The following is a 17,701-nucleotide window of genomic DNA, read 5'->3' on the forward strand; positions in this document are numbered from 1 at the left end:
GAGCCCTTATTTAAGCATATGCACGGCGTTTACAAACATGTCTCCACGTTCTTCAAATGTTTTATGTTGATCCCAGCTTGCACAAGCCGGAGACAATAAAATCACATCTTCTTCTTCAGATATGTTAAACGCCGCAGGTACTGCTTGTTCAACATTATCGACATGTTTCACGTGATGTATTCCCAGCTCTTCACCTAGTTTGACAAACTTAGGCGCAGTCTGCCCGAATGTAATAATTCCTTTCACATTTTTCATAAATGGTTTTAGTTCATCAAATTCGTTTCCTCGATCTAATCCGCCCGCCAGTAAAATGATCGGCTGATCGAATGCAGACAATGCTTTACTTGTAGCAAGTATATTTGTCGCTTTACTATCGTTATAAAATTTTCTATTTTGGATCTCATCTACAAATTGCAAACGATGCTTAACACCGCCAAAAGTTGTTAAGACGCGGGCAATCGCTTCGTTTGAACAGCCTGCATTTTTCACAACACAAATGGCTGCCAGAATATTTTCCAAATTATGCTCACCAGGAAGTACAATCTCATTCAGATCAATAACATGTTCATTCTTATAGTAGATAGCGCCATTTTTTATAAACGCACCATGCTCTACTGGATCTTTTACTGAGAAATACACTTTTTTTGCCTTTGTACCTTCTGCTAGTTTCACGACAGATGGATCATCTAGGTTAATAACAGCTATGTCATCTTCATGTTGATGAGCGTACACTTTCTGTTTCGCTTTTTCATATTCTTCGCGTGTGTGGTGATAGTCTAAATGTGCGTCAAAAATATTCAGAATTAAACTGATTTTTGGTCTAAATTGAACTGTTCCCATTAATTGAAAGGAAGAGAGCTCTGTCACAATCCATTCATCGCCAGTTGCATTGGCAGCTACTTCACTAGCAACCATTCCAATATTTCCTGCCACCAAAGTTTTTTGACTGTCTTTTTTAAGCATTTCGTAGATCAGTGTGGTGGTAGTGGTTTTTCCATTTGATCCGGTTATTCCAATGAAAGGAGATGACGTCAAATGATAGGCTAATTCTATTTCCGTCCAGACTGGAATTTGACGACGAAAGGCTTCTTGGACCATGACATTCTCATAACGAATTCCAGGATTTTTAATCAGAATCGTAATTTGTTTTTCATCGAATATACGAAGGGGATGACATCCACAAATGACATCAACCCCCTTTTCTGAGAGTAGCTTAGCAGGTTCATTTTCTTCAAATGGTTTTTGATCATTTACCGTTACACTTACTCCATGTTCGTGAAGGATTGAGGCTGCCGCATATCCGCTTTTTGCAAGCCCTAGTACTAGTACATGTTCGTTTTTTAAAATATGCATCTTATTCAATTATAACCACACCTCGATGTAAATTCCTAAAACAGCAAGTAATAAACCTGCTGTCCAGAAGGTGACAACCACTCTCCACTCAGACCAGCCAACTAACTCATAGTGGTGGTGAAGCGGGCTCATCTTAAATATTCTTTTACCAGTTGTTTTGAAGGAGATCACTTGAAGAATAACAGATAATGTTTCAACAACAAACACTCCTCCAATAATCACTAGTAAAATTTCAAGCTTCGTTAAAATAGCAATTGTCACAATGGCTCCGCCTAAAGCAAGCGACCCTGTATCCCCCATAAATACTTTTGCAGGATGTGCATTAAATACAAGGAAACCAAGGACAGCACCAGCTACTGCTACAGAAAATATCGCAACATCGTATTGAGATTGATTCCAAGCAAGTATTGCAAATGCGCCAAATGCAATGGCTGCTGTTCCTGATAAAAGACCATCAAGTCCATCTGTTAAGTTAACAGCATTAGAGCCGCCAACAAGCATGAAGATGACAAGGATAAAGTAAGCCCAGCCTAAATCAAAGCTTATATCCGTTCCAGGAATGCGAATGGTCGTTGCAAACTGATAATAATGGAACACTGCATAAAAAATCACAGCAATGACAATTTGACCAATCAATTTTTGTTTTGAAGTTAATCCAAGATTTCGTTTCATTGCTACTTTAATATAATCATCTAAAAATCCTAATAAGCCGTAGCCCAGTGTGACGAATAAAAGTAAAAACATTTCCGGACTAATTTTAGAAAATTTGTTGATCATCACAATCGTTGTAATCGTAATAGAAACGATAATCATAATGCCGCCCATTGTCGGGGTGCCTGATTTCTTTTGGTGAGACTGCGGACCTTCTTCTCTAATGCTTTGACCAAATTTCAGCCTTCTTAAAAACGGAATAAAAATCGGGGATAAAAGAACACTGATTAAAAATCCCATTATGATTGTAAACAATATTACCTGTTCAAGCATCGTTCTTTACTCCTTCCGAATTTCCAAAGCCGTTTCCCATTAGAAAATAGCATTCATTATTATGATATTCATTCGTCTCTTTCATATGTTGTTTTTGCTCAAAATGCTTCATTTCATTACACTCTTTTCATCGTTTTAAGATTTGTTTAGATCTAAAATAGCGTCCGATGCAACCTTTGCATCATCAAAGTCGAATACTTGATCTCCAATGATTTGGTACGTCTCGTGACCTTTTCCTGCAATTAACACTGTATCGCCTTTTTTCGCATTGGCAATTGCAAAGAAGATCGCTTGTTTACGATTCACAAAACTATGATAATATGCATCTGGCACACCATTTTCCATATCTCTTATAATAGAAGCCGGATCTTCACTTCTTGGATTGTCTGACGTAAATACGGGTTCATCTGCATATTCCACAGCGATTTTGGCCATTTGTGGACGCTTTGTTTTATCACGGTCACCACCGCATCCTACTACACAGAAAATTTTACCTTCTGTTAACTCTCTACATGTTGTTAGCACATTTTCCAAACTATCAGGAGTATGCGCATAATCAATGATCACTGGGAACTCTTGATCACAGTTCACAAGTTCAAATCTTCCTTTTACTCCTTGGAGTTCTTCAATTGCACTGACGATCGTATCAAACGACAAACCGGATACGACACCAACTGATACAGCTGCCAAAATGTTATACACATTGAACTTCCCAATCAGGGCAACCGTAACATTTTTTGTCCCGATCGGTGTAATTAAGTCAAACTGTGTTCCCTTAGGTCTGATTTGAATATTTTTTGCCATCACGTCTGCTTCTTGTTCTAAGCCATACGTCATAATTTCAGCAGCAGTGACTTTTTCAAAATAACTAGACGCTTCGTCATCTGCATTTAAAATGGCATGCTTCGGCTTCTCGTGTTGAAAAGTATTTCCGAGCTGGGAGAAAAGCAAACTTTTTGCATGTTTATATTCTTCCATTGTGTTGTGGTAATCGAGGTGATCTTGCGTCAGGTTTGTAAAAACCGCAATATCATAATCACACCCATGAACCCGACCAAGATGTAATGCATGTGATGAGACTTCCATAATGGCTGTATCGACATCTTGATCAAGCATTCGTTTAAAGGTTTTCTGAAGTATGACGCTCTCTGGCGTTGTATTTTTAACTTCGAATTTTTCATCCATAATTTTCATATACATGGTACCAATCAAGCCTGTTTTCTTTTTGGCTTTTCTCATGATTTGTTCTACCATGTGTGTTGTCGAGGTTTTTCCATTTGTCCCAGTAATTCCTATTAGATTGAGTTTATGAGTCGGTTGACCATAAAACGCATCAGCAATTCTTGCAAGTGCTCTTTGAGAGTGTTTTACAATTATTACTGGTACATTCGTTATGTCAAGGTGATGTTCTGCCACAATGGCTGCAGCACCACTTTTCACAGCTTTTTCAGCATAATCATGTCCGTCTACTGTATACCCTTTTATACAGACAAAAAGACTCCCTTTTTTCACCTCTCTTGAATCCATTTCAATAGAAGTGATATCAGGATTTTCGTTTATCAATTCGTTGTTTTCACTTTTAAAGTATGTAAGGAGTTCTTGTAGTTTCATTTCATATCAAACCTCTCAAATTCGTTCAAGTACATGTCTTGTGAAAAAAACACACAGTCTATATTTTATCGTAAAAAAAAGGATACATCCAGCGTATTCCTTAAGTTTCTCTTGGAAAAAACACACTTTATGCTCTTTTTCTTAAACTGACCTTCTCTTTCAATAAAAAGAGGTAGCCAAATGGATGCGCTACCCTCTGTTCATTCTTGATTATTCATCATTTAAGTATAGTCTGATCGTGGACCCTTCTTTTACTTTTGTTCCGGCAGCAGGCGATTGTTTTACGACTTTACTGCCTTTACCTGAGGCATCAATCTTTAGGTTAATCAAGAGTGACTCAAGATCAGAAACAGATCCCCCTACAAGATTCGGTACCTCAATGGTTTTTGTGTCCAGCCATTGGTACTTCTTTTCAATTTGTCCTTTTCTTTTTTTCACACCAATCTCAGGCAGGCTGTCTCTCATAATGTGACCGACAATTGGTGCTGCAACTGTTCCACCGAATTGAATCGTACCTTTTGGGTTATCCACTGCAACATAAACAACGATGCTTGGGTCATCAGCAGGCGCAAAACCGATAAATGACACAATGTGGTTATTTTCCATGTACTTTCCGTCCTTTACCTTTTGCGCTGTCCCTGTTTTCCCGCCTACTCGGTATCCTTCAACAAATGCATTTCGTCCTGTTCCTTGAGCGACCACACTTTCAAGTGCATATCTTATTTCTTTGGACGTCTCAGTTGAAATCACTTTTTTCTTTGCAATTGGTGATTGCTTTTTGACCACCTCTTTTGTGATGGGATCAATCCATTCCTTTGCAATATAAGGCGTGTAGAGCGTTCCGCCATTGACCGCTGCTGCCACTGCTGCCACTTGTTGAATCGGCGTAACTGATACACCTTGACCAAAGGCCGTCGTCGCCTGCTCAACAGGGCCTACACGATCAAGCGGGAAGAGGATGCCTCGTCCTTCTCCTTGAAGATCAATCCCTGTTTTCTGACCAAATCCGAAATTTTTAATATAGGAAAATAATTTATCTTTTCCAAGTCGATCACCTAACTCTACAAAACCGGGGTTACAGGAGTTTTGAACGACTTCTAAAAACGACTGTGATCCATGTCCTCCTTTTTTCCAGCATCTAAGCCTTGCTCCATCGACTGTCACAGATCCACTATCAAAGAAGTGGTCCCGCTTTAAATTCACTTTATTTTCTTCTAAAGCCGCTGCTAGTGTAATGATTTTAAACGTAGATCCTGGCTCATATGTGCTCCAAACCGGTAAATTTCGGTTAAACACTTTGGGATCGACTGATTGATAGTCTGCTGGATCAAAATCAGGTCTGCTCGACATCCCTAACACTTCACCATTTTTTGGATTCAACGCAATGGCGATCATTCCATCTGGATTATATTTTGCCTGAGCATTGTCTAGTTCTCGTTCAATGATAGTCTGTACTTTCGAATCAACCGTTATTTTCATATCGAGTCCATCTTTAGGCGGTGTATAATCATCTGCTTCATCCGGCATTTTTTGCCCCTTTGCATCAGAATAGAATTTCACAGACCCTTTTTCTCCTTTTAGGTCATCATCATAGTAGGCTTCTAGCCCAAGTAAACCTTGATTGTCAATTCCAGCAAAGCCTAATACATGCGAGAGATAACTTCCAAACGGATAGTGTCTGATACTGTCCTCTGCCACATATACACCATCTAAATCTAGCTCTCTGACTTCTTTGGCTTTTTCATGAGATATTTTTCTGCCCTCTGGAGAAATGCGCTCAATTGATGTTTTCTTTGTGATATGCTTGTACGCTTTTTCCTCAGACATATTCAGCACGGCTGCCAGTTTTTTGCTTGTTTCAGCTGGATTTTTAATTTGTCTCGGCACAACCAAAATAGATGGAGCACTTTTGTTTGTCGCCAGCTCCACTCCATTTCGGTCTAAAATATCTCCTCGTTCAGGTTCAAAAGGGAGGTTTCGACTCCACGAATCTTTTGCTAAACTTGTCAACTTTTCGCCCATGATAAACTGCACATATCCTAATCTAATATCTATGATGAAAAAAATGATCACCCCAAATAGCAACACAAAAAGCAATCGTTTTCTCACTGTTACACTTGACACTCGCACGCCCCGTTCACTCCTCACATATGGCTTGTTCTCATCATATGCATTCCATCCCTTGTGTAGAACGGTTGAAGCTTCCACTATGCAAAAATACAAAAAGCCTAGCAAATTGTTTGCTAGGCTTTAAAATTTAACTTGGACTTTTAAATGTCACAGTGATGACATGATCATCAGAAATCTCTGTTCCACTTTTTACACTTTGCTTTACAGCATACCCCTGTCCATTTGTTTCAATATGCACACCTGAGATGGATGCATATTGCAGCACTTCTCTTCTGGACCAGCCTGTCATATCAGGCATTTTAATGGTTTTTCCAGCTGTTTTCAAAAAGACTTTCTGACTTTCAGAGTATTCAGATCCTGCACTCGGAAACTGACGTTTAATGGATAAGCCGTCGCCAATGACAACAGGCGTTAAATGTTTGTTTTTCGCTTCTGTTTCTGCCTGTTTCACTTCTAAATCCAGGAATGAAGGCATTGTTTCTTGTTTCACCTGTTGTTCGTCTGATTTCTTATCGTCTGTTTTCGTTGGGGCAATATTTAAATAAAGCAGACTGTTTTTCATCACAGGATTAAAAATTTGTGAAACTGGGGCAGATCCCGTTTCTGTTTCAGATAACTGCGGCTGCTGCACCGCAACATAAACAAGCAGTTTCGGATCATCTTTTGGGGCCATTCCCATAAACGAGAAGACGTAGTCGTTTCTTCCTTGAAGATAACCGCCTGCCCCACCAATTTGTCCTGTACCTGTTTTTCCAGCGACGTCAAAGCCTTTGATTTGATATGGCTGTCCTGTACCGATTTTCGAGGAGACGACTTCACCTAAAATGTCGCGTACTTTCTTGGCCGTATCAGATGAGATAGGCTTTCCAGCTACTGTCGGTTCATGCTGTAAGATCGTTTTGTTCGTGTTCGGATCTGTAATGTGATCAATCACATATGGCTTCATCATTGTTCCGTCGTTTGCGATAGCTGTTGCAGCTTCGATTTGCTGAATTGGTGTAATTGCTGAAGCTTGACCATAGGCGGTCGATGCTTTGTCATACTCGTATCTGTAGTTGATTTTACTTGATGCCTCGTTTGGTAAATCAATCCCTGTCTTATCATAAAAATGGAATTTTTGCAGGTATTGTTGGTATCTTGTGAATCCGAGCTTTTCCTTTGCTAGTTTTGCAAAAGCCACGTTTGAAGAGCGGAGAACTCCTTCATGAAAATCAATTTTCCCCCAGCCGTTACCACCATTATGGTCTCTCACAAGGCCACCGCCTACTTTATAAGTGCCTGATTGATACTTATCACTACCCTGATATACACCTTCTTGAATAGCTGCGGCCAATGTGAAGATTTTCATGGTTGAACCTGGTTCAAACGCGTATGAAATGACATCATTATTATAATTCGTAATGTCTAGTTCATTTAAATTAAAGCTTGGTCTTTGTCCCATAGCTAAAACTTTTCCTGTTTTTGGATCAACTACTGTTGCAATAATTTTCTTCGGTTTATACTTTTTGGCGACCTGTGTCATACTTTCTTCAAGAAAAGCCTGAATTTTTTGATCGATGGTCAAAGTGACGTTTTTCCCATTTTTTGGGGCCACTATGTCTTCTTTACTATTTGGAAGTGCCCATCCACTTCGATCACTATTGTAGGTGACATAGCCGTCTTTTTCTTTTAAGTATTTATTCAGCGCCTTTTCTAGTCCCATCGCACCTGACATGTCCTTTGTTGCTTCATCTAATCTTGCATAACCGATTAAGTTAGATGCAAACATGCCGTTTGGATAATAACGCTTCGTGTCTTTCTCAAAGGCGATGCCTGGAAGCTTCAGCTTTTCTATTTTTTCCTTTGTTGAAAAGCTAATATCCTTTCCGGCTTTGCCAAACTCAACTTGGAAAACATCTTTTGCATTCAGACGCTTTAAAATATCACTTTCACTCATATCAATATATTTTGACAGCTCTTTTGCCGTTTTCTCTTTATCGACTACATGCATCGGGTGCTTTGGATCGACAGTCATTTTCTTGCTCATAATTGCGATGAGCTTATAAACAGATGTATCTTCTGCAATGACATTCCCATTCCGATCTAGAATCGAGCCTCTTTTGGCTTCGAGCGTTTTCTTTGATTGATATTGTTCATTTGCTTTTGCTGCTAAAACTTGTCCATCAACCGTTCCCGTAATCTGAATATAAATAAAACGCATAAGGATGATAAAGAAAAACAGGGCGAAGCAAATACTCGCAATTGCCGCGCCTCTGTTCATCATTTTATTCTTTTTGGGCATCGCCATTTTAATCGACCTTCTTCACATCATTCGATATGTTTAAGCCTGCTTTTTTTGCGGCACTAATAATTCTTTCTGGTTCACTAAGCACATCTTTTTCTTTTTGAAGCTCTGTGATCTTTTTTGACTCTAAAGACACTTGCTGTTGTAGTTTCTGCACTTCAATGTTTGCTTGATATACGGCGAAAGCTTTAGAAATGATGAGAATGGAGCTACACATAAGACCCATGACAAACATGACAAGTAAGATCTTTTCACCAAGTGTAATCGAACCTCTTCTTCTAATGACGACAGATTGGCCTTGCTGCTCTGTTTGATATTGTTTTACTTCTCTTTGATAAGCCAAATTACTCATAAGAAACCTCCTTTTTATCATCATCTATGATGCTGTTTACTTTTTTTCTGCAATTCGGAGCTTCGCTGAACGTGCACGGTTGTTATGTTCCAGCTCTTGCTCTGATGCGACGATCGGTTTTCTTGTAATCAGCTTCAGTTTCGGTTCAAGCCCTTCTGGAATCACTGGCAGTCCGTGTGGAAGTTCTGGAAGAGATGACATCTCTTTAAATGTACTTTTACAAATCCGATCTTCTAGTGAATGGAATGTAATGACAGAGATTCTTCCCTTTGGATTGAGTAACTCTATTGCTTGTTCTAATGCTTCTTCAAATGCTTTAAGTTCATCATTTACAGCAATTCGGATCGCTTGAAACACTCTTTTGGCTGGATGTCCGCCAGTTCGTCTTGCAGGTGCCGGAATTCCTTCTTTGATAATGTCTACGAGTTGACCCGTTGTTTCAATTGGCGCTTTATTCCTAGCTTCTTCAATCTTACGAGCGATTTGCTTGCTGAATTTTTCTTCCCCATATTTGTAGAAAATCCGAACCAGATCTTCAAATGACCATTCATTCACCACTTGTTTCGCTGACAATGTGGCTGATTGATCCATTCGCATATCAAGAGGTGCATCATGATGATAACTAAAGCCTCTTTCTGGTGTATCAAGCTGAGGGGATGAAACCCCAAGATCAAAAATTACACCATCTACACTTGTAATGCCTAGTTCATTCAGACGTTCTTTTAAATATCGGAAGTTGCTTTTTATAAAAAGAATTCTCGCTTTAGCATCTGCGAGCTTCTTTCGTGCATGATCCAGTGCAGCATCGTCTTGATCAAATCCAATTAATGTACCTTCTTCTGATAATTGAGATAGTAAATATGCGCTATGACCTGCGCCGCCTAGCGTGCAGTCCACATATGTACCGTCTTCTTTGACGTTTAAACCGTCAACTGTTTCTTTTAATAATACTGTCTCATGTTGAAACATGATGTCATGGTCCCACCTTTTTCAAATAGAAATGAATGTGTAGAAAGCTTGCTGCACAAGGGATAATTATATATCAAATCCAATCATGTTTTCAGCAATTTCAGCAAATGAATCTTCTTGCTCTTCTGTATATTGTTCCCAGATTGACTTACTCCACAACTCAATTCGATTTGAAACGCCGATGACCACACATTCTTTTTCGAGTTTTGCATATTGGAGTAGATTTGATGCGATGTTAATGCGCCCCTGCTTGTCCAGCTCGCATTCTACTGCGCCAGAAAAGAAAAATCGGGTAAACGCACGGGCATCTTTTTTCGTTAGCGGAAGTGCTTTTAGTTTCTCTTCGATTAGTTTCCACTCACTTATAGGGTAGCCAAATAAACATTGATCAAGCCCTCTCGTCAGCACAAACTGTTCTCCGAGACCGTCTCTAAATTTTGCAGGGATGATCATGCGCCCTTTAGTATCAATCGTATGTTGGTATTCACCCATGAACATGATATATCAGAGCCCCACTTTCTCTCCCTTACTCACCACTATCCACCACTTCTCTCCACAAGACTTATTTTACACTGTTTCTGCATAAAAAAAAACCCTGAACTAGTCAGGGTTCATGAAAACTTTATTTCAAAGTTTGACAATTTGTTGCTTGTTTTGGAATGAAAATGGCAGATTCTTAAATGTTTTGAAGAATTCTGGACCATATTTGTTCAAAAAGTACATGATATTCCAAATTCTTTCTTGTGGCGCTTCAAGAGGTTTTAAACTATTTTCAATTCGTTCATAGTCACGAAGAATATACCCTTCCTTTTCTTTAACACGCTGAGCAACCTTTTGATAGACAAATTGGATTTGATCTTCAATAAATTTGGCATTTTTATCAAGAAGCTGTTCAAAGCTCGGTTCAATTTGCAACGCTTCTCGTCTAACCGTCAGATGAACATTCTCTAATTCACGTTTGGCTGTTTGAATGGCTTGAACGAAGCTATCTGGAAGGCTTTGCTTGAAGTGGGCTTCCTTCTTTTCTTTTACCCCTTTTGTTAAAACTTCTTCTACCGACATTCCTCTCAAAGGAAGCCTCTTGTCAATATGTCTTTCGAGAATGGTCACATGTAATCTTGGAACTACTGGTGCCATCTTTAATTGAAAGTACTCAAAAATCCCTTTCAACTCAGCCCAATAATTGATTTCACCGTGTCCTGCCATGAAAGCTAGCGTTGGAAGAAGTGTTTCCTGCATTACAGGGCGAGTCACTACATTGTTGCTAAAACGCTCTGGGTGCTCTTCTACTTCTTCAAGAAGCTCTTCTTTTGTCCAAATAAGCCCAACTTCTGATACAGAAAATTGGTCTTGATCTTTTTCAATGAGGAAACGCTCCTCGTCATATTCATAAAACAAATTCGCCTGATGTGCACCGGCTTCGATAATAGGCTGATACCCTGCTCTTTTCATGGCACCCTGCGTTTCATTCAAACGTCTTGTAATCATTTCATTTGATTCAACTATTTGTTTGAATAACGTGCGCTCAAGTTGTTTTACGCCTAAGTCTCCAGAATTAAAAAGCAGCAATCCATCTTCTTCAAAAAGATCGCAGACAATCCATTCAAAGAAATCAGTAATTGTTCGTGATTTGCGTAAACATCGAAGAAGCTGATCAAGTAATTCATTTGTATAGGCTGATTCTTCATAGGTTGAAAAAACACCTCGCAACCACTTCTCGGTCTTCTCTTGATGTAAAGGTGTTCTTTTCGCTGCAGCTTTTTTTATACTATGTAAAGGTAGCTTTTGTTTGGCCGGACCTTCTTCACCAGAAGTGTACACAAAATGAATCTCATCTATATCATGATCTTCCCCTGCTACCCAAAATACTGGAATGACAGGAACACCAAGCTCTGACTCTTTTTCTTTCGCAAATTGGATAATTGATATGATTTTATGTATGGTATAAAGTGGTCCTGTTAAAAGACCCGCTTGCTGCCCTCCAACAACCATGACACTCCGTTCGTCACGAATTTTTTCAATATTCCGCTGCATTGCTACAGATTCAAACTTTGCGTGATATGCGCTCATATAATCCGCTAAAGCTTCACGAGGAAAACTTCTTTGGATGAGATCGTCGTATCTTTTTTTCCATGTGTGCTCAGAATGGATATCATAATCAAAAAAAGCAGTCATCTCTTTTTTTTCTTCTATATAATCACGTATGAATAAATTTTGACTTCGGATGGAAAGTTCAGTCAATTGCATGTTTTAGAACTTCCTTTCTTCAATAAGTAGTTAGTTTCCCGAAAAAGTATAGCACGTAAATGAGCTCACTCAAAAGATTTTGTTTGCTTTTTTTCCAATACTTCCAAGCTTCTATTGAAAAAAGTAAGATACGGCGCATGAATTGCTTGGGTTTGAGCTTTTGTTAAAAGATAGCCGACAATGGCTTTTCTTTCCGTTTGACGGCCTCTGACGATATCTTGAAGCATCGAAGATTGGTTGTCAGCCGTTTTATGGCAAATGGAGACAACGTGCGCCCAAAGCCGTTCCTTTTCGGACATTTGCAGGATGGATACCGACTCATCAAATGCGCATTTCATCATGTGTTCATATGATGGGTTTGAAATGAGCTCGCCATTTTTCACATGTAATAAAGCCGTCAGCGGATTAATACAGACATTGACAAGCAGCTTTTCCTCAAGCACCTTTTTCCATTCAGTTGTGAATACCATCTTAAAATCATCGGATGCCCCTTCAAGCTCATGGCTGAATTCTGCTGACGCCTCATGATGAAATGGTCCCCACTTTATCAACCCAATTCCTGTATGTATAACTGCATGGTCTGTCATCTTCATCGCACCGTGCTCAACAACACCTACATATAACTGATGAGCTGTTTTCCATTTTGTTAAATCCAGTAGATGGGCCATCCCATTTTGCAAAAACAAAATCCGCTGACGAGGTAAAGTCGACAGTTCATTGAGCACATCTTGGAGCTGATGATATTTCACCGTGACAATCAGCAAATCATACATTCCTTTCAGCCCTGTTTGAGCATCGACAACTGTGCGAAAAGTCTGTCCTCTTACTGTCAATTCAATTCCTGAGGCTCTCATTTCTTCTGCCTGTTCCTTCCTTCTTGTAAATATGGTGATTTCATGATGCTTTGACAAATAGCTTGCACACAACATACCAATAGCACCACCACCAATGATTCCGATTTTCAAATGCCGCACTTCCCTTTTATATATTTACTGCATCATATCAAATATTTTACCAGTTTCATGTCATGATGCAAAAAGCAGATAAAATGCAATGATTTGAATTTTTTAAATTAAAAAACTATAATAATAAGTGTAATGACTTTTTTAGGCGGATGGGATGAAAACGTCTTCATTGACAAAACTGTCGACATTATGTGTGTAAGGGGGATGATATGATGACACAGGTAAAACGTCTTCTGATTAACTACAAAACATTAGAGGAATTTAAACAATTTAAGGAATATGGCATTCAAGAGCTTTCAATGCTTGAAGACCTTGAAAGTAATATGATTGAAAATGACAGCAACTCTCCATTTTATGGGATTTATTTTGGAGATAAGCTTGTCGCACGTATGAGCTTATATCAAGTTGATGGCTCAACGACTACTTATTTTGATCACAACCAAGATTATTTAGAGCTTTGGAAGCTAGAAGTGCTTCCAGGATATCAGCGAAAAGGATATGGTGAAGCACTCGTTGAATTTGCGAAATCTTTCGGACTACCGATCCGTACAAATCCTCGTGTCAAATCCGCTGGCTTTTGGGAAAAAATGGGCTTCAAAGCAGTTAAATATGATATGGAACGCGATAAAGGTGAAAATCCACTTATTTGGGAACCAGCACATATGAAAGAGAATACAGGCGAATCAGCTTAACGCTTGATCAAAAAACGCCCCTCCTTTGTTTGGCGAGGGGCGTTTTGTCATTTTGCGTAGTCTTTTAAGTTAATATTCTGCTTGACTCTTTCTACAATACCAATCAAAGCTCTATAATCTTCTTCTGTCATTTTTAATTGACGCTTCAAATGTTCATTTTCTTCTGTGAGCGCCTTTAACTGATGATGCGCATCTTTTAACTCTTCACGCAAATGACTCGGACCAGATGGATCTTTCTCAAGCTGTTCTAAAAATTGAATGACTTCCCGAAGTGTCAGTTGATTGCCAGTTGAAGATTTCTCCTCCACTTTTGTCAGGGCTTGTTGCGGCATACCTGATGAATGGATGCCGATTTTTTTACGTAGTTCTTTCCGCTGTTTTTTCGCCAGCTCGATTCCTGCTTGATACTGTTTTCTCACGTAAGAATTCCACCTGAACCCACATGCTGCAGCAGTTCTTGACAGCGCCTTACCAACCTCCTCAAATGCGGAAAGCTGGGTGCCTCCTTCTCGAATATGTCTTAAGACGACCTCTGCTAAAAGCAAATCTTCATCTTGTGTCCAAGCATCCTGCCTTGTAATCGTCAATTGATCATCCCCCCTGAATCTGAATACCACATCATATGCGCTTACTAGAGTAGATAGACTATTTGCAGGAGAGAAACCTAAAAAATAGAAAAATAAAAAAACGCAAGAGATGATTCCCTCACGTTTTTTATTGATTACTTGCTTTTTACGTCTTTGCCTTTGTATGTTCCGCAAGATTTGCAGACACGATGAGAAATTTTCATTTCACCGCATTCTGGGCAAGCTACCATACCAGGTACTTGTAGTTTAAAGTGCGTACGACGCAATCTTTTTTTCATTTTAGAAGTTCTTCTAAAAGGTACAGCCATTATTCCCACCTCCTTAAAGAGTTAAGATTCATTCTTTTCTTCTAAGAGCTTCTTCAAACCTTCTAGACGCGGATCAATTCGGTTTTGGTGTGCATCCTCCGAAATGACCGCCCAGTCACTACCTTCTTGTGGTGCAGCACCTTTTACGTCAGCTCTGTCGCAAAAGATTTGCATCGGCACTTCAAGAAGAATTTCTTCTTTGACAATAGGCGTTAAGTCAATGATATCGTCTTCTACAATCTGGACGTCTTCATCTTCTATATCGTCTGTCTTATGAAGTACAAACAGTTCTTTTGTTGAAATCGCAAATGGATAATTGACATCAACGAGCGTTCGTGAACAAGGCAATGTCATTTCACCTGTAATGGTTAAGTCAAATGCGACTTGCTTTGATTCGATAACACCTGTCCCTTTCACCTGTACTGGTGAAATGCGACGTATATCTGAATGGAGGCTAGTCAGTTCATTTAAATCAACCGTCTCATGAAAATCGAAGCTGTTTTGAGCTTTTTGATGTAACTGATAAACTGTCCATTTCAATTGGATCACCTCTAAGAGCAACAAACATGATTATAGCTTTCATCATCCTATTTGTCAATATTTTTTCTTTACAGTCCTCTGTAATCAATCAAGGTCGTTTGACATCAGTTCTTCTAATCACTACACTGAAAAAATGGGCTTCATTTTTCTCTTATGCTACTTTAGCATAGACCATTTAACCATAGCAAGAAAGGCGGAACTTCTATTGAATGCAGTGGGAGTAGTTGTAGAGTACAACCCTTTTCATAATGGACATGCCTATCATGTGCGCCAGGCGAAAAAACAAACCTCCTCAGATGTGGCAATTGCCGTCATGAGCGGCTCTTTTCTCCAGCGCGGGGAGCCTGCGATTATCTCGAAATGGGCACGTACAAAGATGGCTCTACAAAACGGTGTAGACATTGTATGTGAGCTTCCATACATATACGCTGTGCAAAAAGCAGAAACCTTTGCAAATGGTGCTGTGTCCATTTTAGATGCTTTAAAATGCGATTCCCTTTTTTTCGGAAGTGAAGATGGAGACATTACGGTATTTCATCGCACAGCATATGCTTGGCATCAGAAAAAAACAGAGATTGATTTTTTGACAAAAGAGAAAGTAAAACAAGGGCTTAGTTATCCGGCGGCGGCAGCCTCTGCGTTTCAAGAAGCCGTTTCCTCCGAGAAACTGCTTGATTTGTCAAAACCAAATAACATCTTAGGTTTCCATTATGTCAAGGCCATCATGGAGAGATTATCGAGTATTCAGCCCTTTACTTCTAAAAGAGTGGCTTCTGAGTATCATGATGAACAACTTCCTGAAAATCAGAAGATAGCTAGCGCAACAAGTATTCGCAAAGCATTGAAAGAGCAAAACTCATTTCAAGCGGTCACACCATACCTCCCAAGTACTACGCTAAAGCAATTACAATCCTATCAATCAACTTACGGTCTTCTACATGAACAAGAGGCATATTTCAGTTTTTTGAAACACGCCTTTCATACGATGGATACGGCTGAATTACAAGAAATATATGAAATCGAAGAAGGCATTGAATACCGCATGCAAAAGGCTATTAAACACGCTTCATCCTACGAGCAATACCTATCACTGCTGAAAACGAAACGATATACATGGACAAGGTTACAGCGGATGAACACACACATTTTGATGAGAGTGAAAAAAAAGACAATGCATGAGCTGCTTGAAGAAAAGGAAGCACCCTACATCCGTTTACTCGGTATGTCGAGGAAAGGACAGCAGTATCTGTCTCTTGTCAAAAAAGAGCTGGACGTCCCGCTCGTGAGTAAACTTTCTTCCTTTTCACATCCAGCCCTCGATCTCGATATTCGCGCTTTTCGAGTCTTTAGTCTCCCCATTTGCGAACCAATGCAAACAAGCTTGACAGAAGCGGAATTTAAAACTTCACCGATTCGATATGATGAAGAAAGCGGGCTATTTTGATCTCAATAAAAAAGCGCTGCTCCAGATGAAGTAATCCCCTAGACACAGGTTGTTATTAGACAATTTTTAAGGCACAAGACAGTATTAAACTGGACTTGTGCCTTTTCGTTTTGCCTTTATTCGTTTTTGAAAAGAAAAGCACCTCCAAACTTTGGACAATTCTCTATCATTTGGGGTGTTCTTCACAGGCAGGTCGCTCTTTTGGTTATTTTTTATCTTTTAATTTGTTTAAATAATTCAAAGCGTCTTGCATCGTATCAACTGGAACAATCTTCATATCGCTGTTAATGTCTTTGGCTGTCTTGAGCGCATTCTGATAGTCTGAGTGAGGATTACCTTTGTCATTTGGTGCAAAGAAAATGTCTTTACCTGCTTTATCTGCTGCAACAACCTTTTGATCAATTCCACCAATTGGCCCAACAGTTCCATCAGCGTCAATTGTTCCTGTACCTGCAATCGCATAGCCGTGTGTTTCATCTTCTTTTGTCAACTGATTATAAATTTCAAGTGACATCATGAGTCCTGCTGACGGGCCGCCGATATTTTCAATATCAACTTTAATAGCAGGTGACACTTTTACATTGCGGTCCGTAAACAATGACACACCAATCCCCACTCGCTTCGGCTCTTCTTTAAACGGTTTTAATGTGATTTGTTCTGTGATCTCTTTTCCATTACGTTCAAGCACAAATCGAACGGATTTCCCTGCTTTTTGGCTGCTAATATAAGAAACCATTTTATCAGCGGAGTCATATGTCTTGCCATCTACACTTTTAATTCGATCGCCGACTTCTATTTTGCCGTAAGCGGGCATGCCTTTCATCACGTAGCTTGCATATACCCCATTAAAGGTATAGTCCACTTTTTTCCCTGCTTTATGATAGGCAGCAATCATGGCATTTTCCTGAGAGCTTTTCATGAGCTGGAGTTGTCTTTTCATATAATCTTCATCCGATTCTCCGTCTGCTTTAATATTTTCTTCCGGTACGATTTCATCATACTTATTCATTTTGGCTAGCAGATACGTATACGGATTAGCTGGACCCACTTTGATGGTCATCAGAGAGAAGCTACCCTTCTCACTATATCCTCCATCCACTTGGATATGCGGAGCAATCTCGGTTGCATCACCTGGCTTTGTCACGTAATAAGGAAGTTTGACAAAGGTTAAGCCAAATAACAGAAGTATGACCACAAAAAAGCTAAGCCAGCGGATATTCATTTTTTTCATTCGA

16 protein-coding genes are annotated in these 17,701 nt (G+C 39.5%); 2 read left to right on the plus strand and 14 right to left on the minus strand.

What is annotated here, in order from left to right:
* Positions 1-6: 6 nt before the first annotated feature.
* From murD to ABVJ71_RS04835, 10 genes are all read right to left on the minus strand, one after another.
* Positions 7-1,362 (minus strand): UDP-N-acetylmuramoyl-L-alanine--D-glutamate ligase, encoded by a 1,356-nt coding sequence (gene murD / locus ABVJ71_RS04790; RefSeq protein WP_353855855.1) that lies wholly within the window; start codon positions 1,360-1,362, stop codon positions 7-9.
* Positions 1,363-2,337, minus strand: coding sequence for a phospho-N-acetylmuramoyl-pentapeptide-transferase (gene mraY / locus ABVJ71_RS04795; protein ID WP_353855856.1), 975 nt, complete (start codon positions 2,335-2,337; stop codon positions 1,363-1,365).
* 135 nt (positions 2,338-2,472) lie between these two features.
* A complete protein-coding gene (locus ABVJ71_RS04800; protein ID WP_353855857.1) occupies positions 2,473-3,948 on the minus strand; it encodes a UDP-N-acetylmuramoyl-L-alanyl-D-glutamate--2,6-diaminopimelate ligase in 1,476 nt (491 codons plus the stop codon).
* Positions 3,949-4,158: 210 nt separating this feature from the next.
* Complete coding sequence (locus tag ABVJ71_RS04805; RefSeq protein ID WP_353855858.1) at positions 4,159-6,078, minus strand: stage V sporulation protein D; 1,920 nt, start codon at positions 6,076-6,078, stop codon at positions 4,159-4,161.
* 127 nt (positions 6,079-6,205) lie between these two features.
* Positions 6,206-8,359, minus strand: a complete 2,154-nt coding sequence (locus tag ABVJ71_RS04810) for a penicillin-binding protein (protein WP_353856559.1) — start codon at positions 8,357-8,359, stop codon at positions 6,206-6,208.
* Positions 8,360-8,366: 7 nt separating this feature from the next.
* The gene (gene ftsL, locus ABVJ71_RS04815; protein ID WP_353855859.1) at positions 8,367-8,714 is read right to left on the minus strand and encodes a cell division protein FtsL; all 348 of its coding nucleotides are present in this window, start codon (positions 8,712-8,714) and stop codon (positions 8,367-8,369) included.
* Between the two features lie 36 nt (positions 8,715-8,750).
* On the minus strand, positions 8,751-9,683 hold the full coding sequence (gene rsmH / locus ABVJ71_RS04820) for a 16S rRNA (cytosine(1402)-N(4))-methyltransferase RsmH (protein WP_353855860.1): 933 nt from the start codon (positions 9,681-9,683) through the stop codon (positions 8,751-8,753).
* Between the two features lie 66 nt (positions 9,684-9,749).
* On the minus strand, positions 9,750-10,181 hold the full coding sequence (gene mraZ / locus ABVJ71_RS04825) for a division/cell wall cluster transcriptional repressor MraZ (RefSeq protein ID WP_353855861.1): 432 nt from the start codon (positions 10,179-10,181) through the stop codon (positions 9,750-9,752).
* 129 nt (positions 10,182-10,310) lie between these two features.
* Complete coding sequence (gene bshC, locus ABVJ71_RS04830) at positions 10,311-11,930, minus strand: bacillithiol biosynthesis cysteine-adding enzyme BshC (protein WP_353855862.1); 1,620 nt, start codon at positions 11,928-11,930, stop codon at positions 10,311-10,313.
* Between the two features lie 65 nt (positions 11,931-11,995).
* Complete coding sequence (locus tag ABVJ71_RS04835) at positions 11,996-12,895, minus strand: 2-dehydropantoate 2-reductase (RefSeq protein WP_353855863.1); 900 nt, start codon at positions 12,893-12,895, stop codon at positions 11,996-11,998.
* A gap of 212 nt (positions 12,896-13,107) precedes the next feature.
* On the opposite strand from ABVJ71_RS04835, the gene ABVJ71_RS04840 reads away from it, so the two are divergent.
* Positions 13,108-13,587, plus strand: a complete 480-nt coding sequence (locus tag ABVJ71_RS04840; RefSeq protein WP_353856560.1) for an N-acetyltransferase — start codon at positions 13,108-13,110, stop codon at positions 13,585-13,587.
* A gap of 47 nt (positions 13,588-13,634) precedes the next feature.
* Here the strand turns inward: ABVJ71_RS04840 and gerR are convergent, their stop codons facing one another.
* The 3 genes from gerR to ABVJ71_RS04855 form a co-directional block, all read right to left on the minus strand.
* Positions 13,635-14,174, minus strand: a complete 540-nt coding sequence (gene gerR / locus ABVJ71_RS04845) for a sporulation-specific transcriptional regulator GerR (protein ID WP_353855864.1) — start codon at positions 14,172-14,174, stop codon at positions 13,635-13,637.
* A gap of 134 nt (positions 14,175-14,308) precedes the next feature.
* On the minus strand, positions 14,309-14,482 hold the full coding sequence (rpmF, locus tag ABVJ71_RS04850; protein WP_353855865.1) for a 50S ribosomal protein L32: 174 nt from the start codon (positions 14,480-14,482) through the stop codon (positions 14,309-14,311).
* Positions 14,483-14,503: 21 nt separating this feature from the next.
* Entirely contained in the window at positions 14,504-15,022 is a 519-nt protein-coding gene (locus tag ABVJ71_RS04855; protein ID WP_353856561.1) for a DUF177 domain-containing protein, read from the minus strand.
* 205 nt (positions 15,023-15,227) lie between these two features.
* Here ABVJ71_RS04855 and ABVJ71_RS04860 point away from each other — a divergent pair, with 205 nt between their 5' ends.
* Positions 15,228-16,466, plus strand: a complete 1,239-nt coding sequence (locus ABVJ71_RS04860; protein ID WP_353855866.1) for a nucleotidyltransferase — start codon at positions 15,228-15,230, stop codon at positions 16,464-16,466.
* Between the two features lie 205 nt (positions 16,467-16,671).
* On the opposite strand, the gene ABVJ71_RS04865 is transcribed toward ABVJ71_RS04860, so the two are convergent.
* Positions 16,672-17,697 (minus strand): SepM family pheromone-processing serine protease, encoded by a 1,026-nt coding sequence (locus ABVJ71_RS04865; RefSeq protein ID WP_353855867.1) that lies wholly within the window; start codon positions 17,695-17,697, stop codon positions 16,672-16,674.
* Positions 17,698-17,701: the final 4 nt, after the last annotated feature.

The sequence above is a fragment of the Bacillus sp. Bos-x628 genome (genome assembly GCF_040500475.1).
Taxonomy (GTDB): domain Bacteria; phylum Bacillota; class Bacilli; order Bacillales; family Bacillaceae; genus Bacillus; species Bacillus maqinnsis.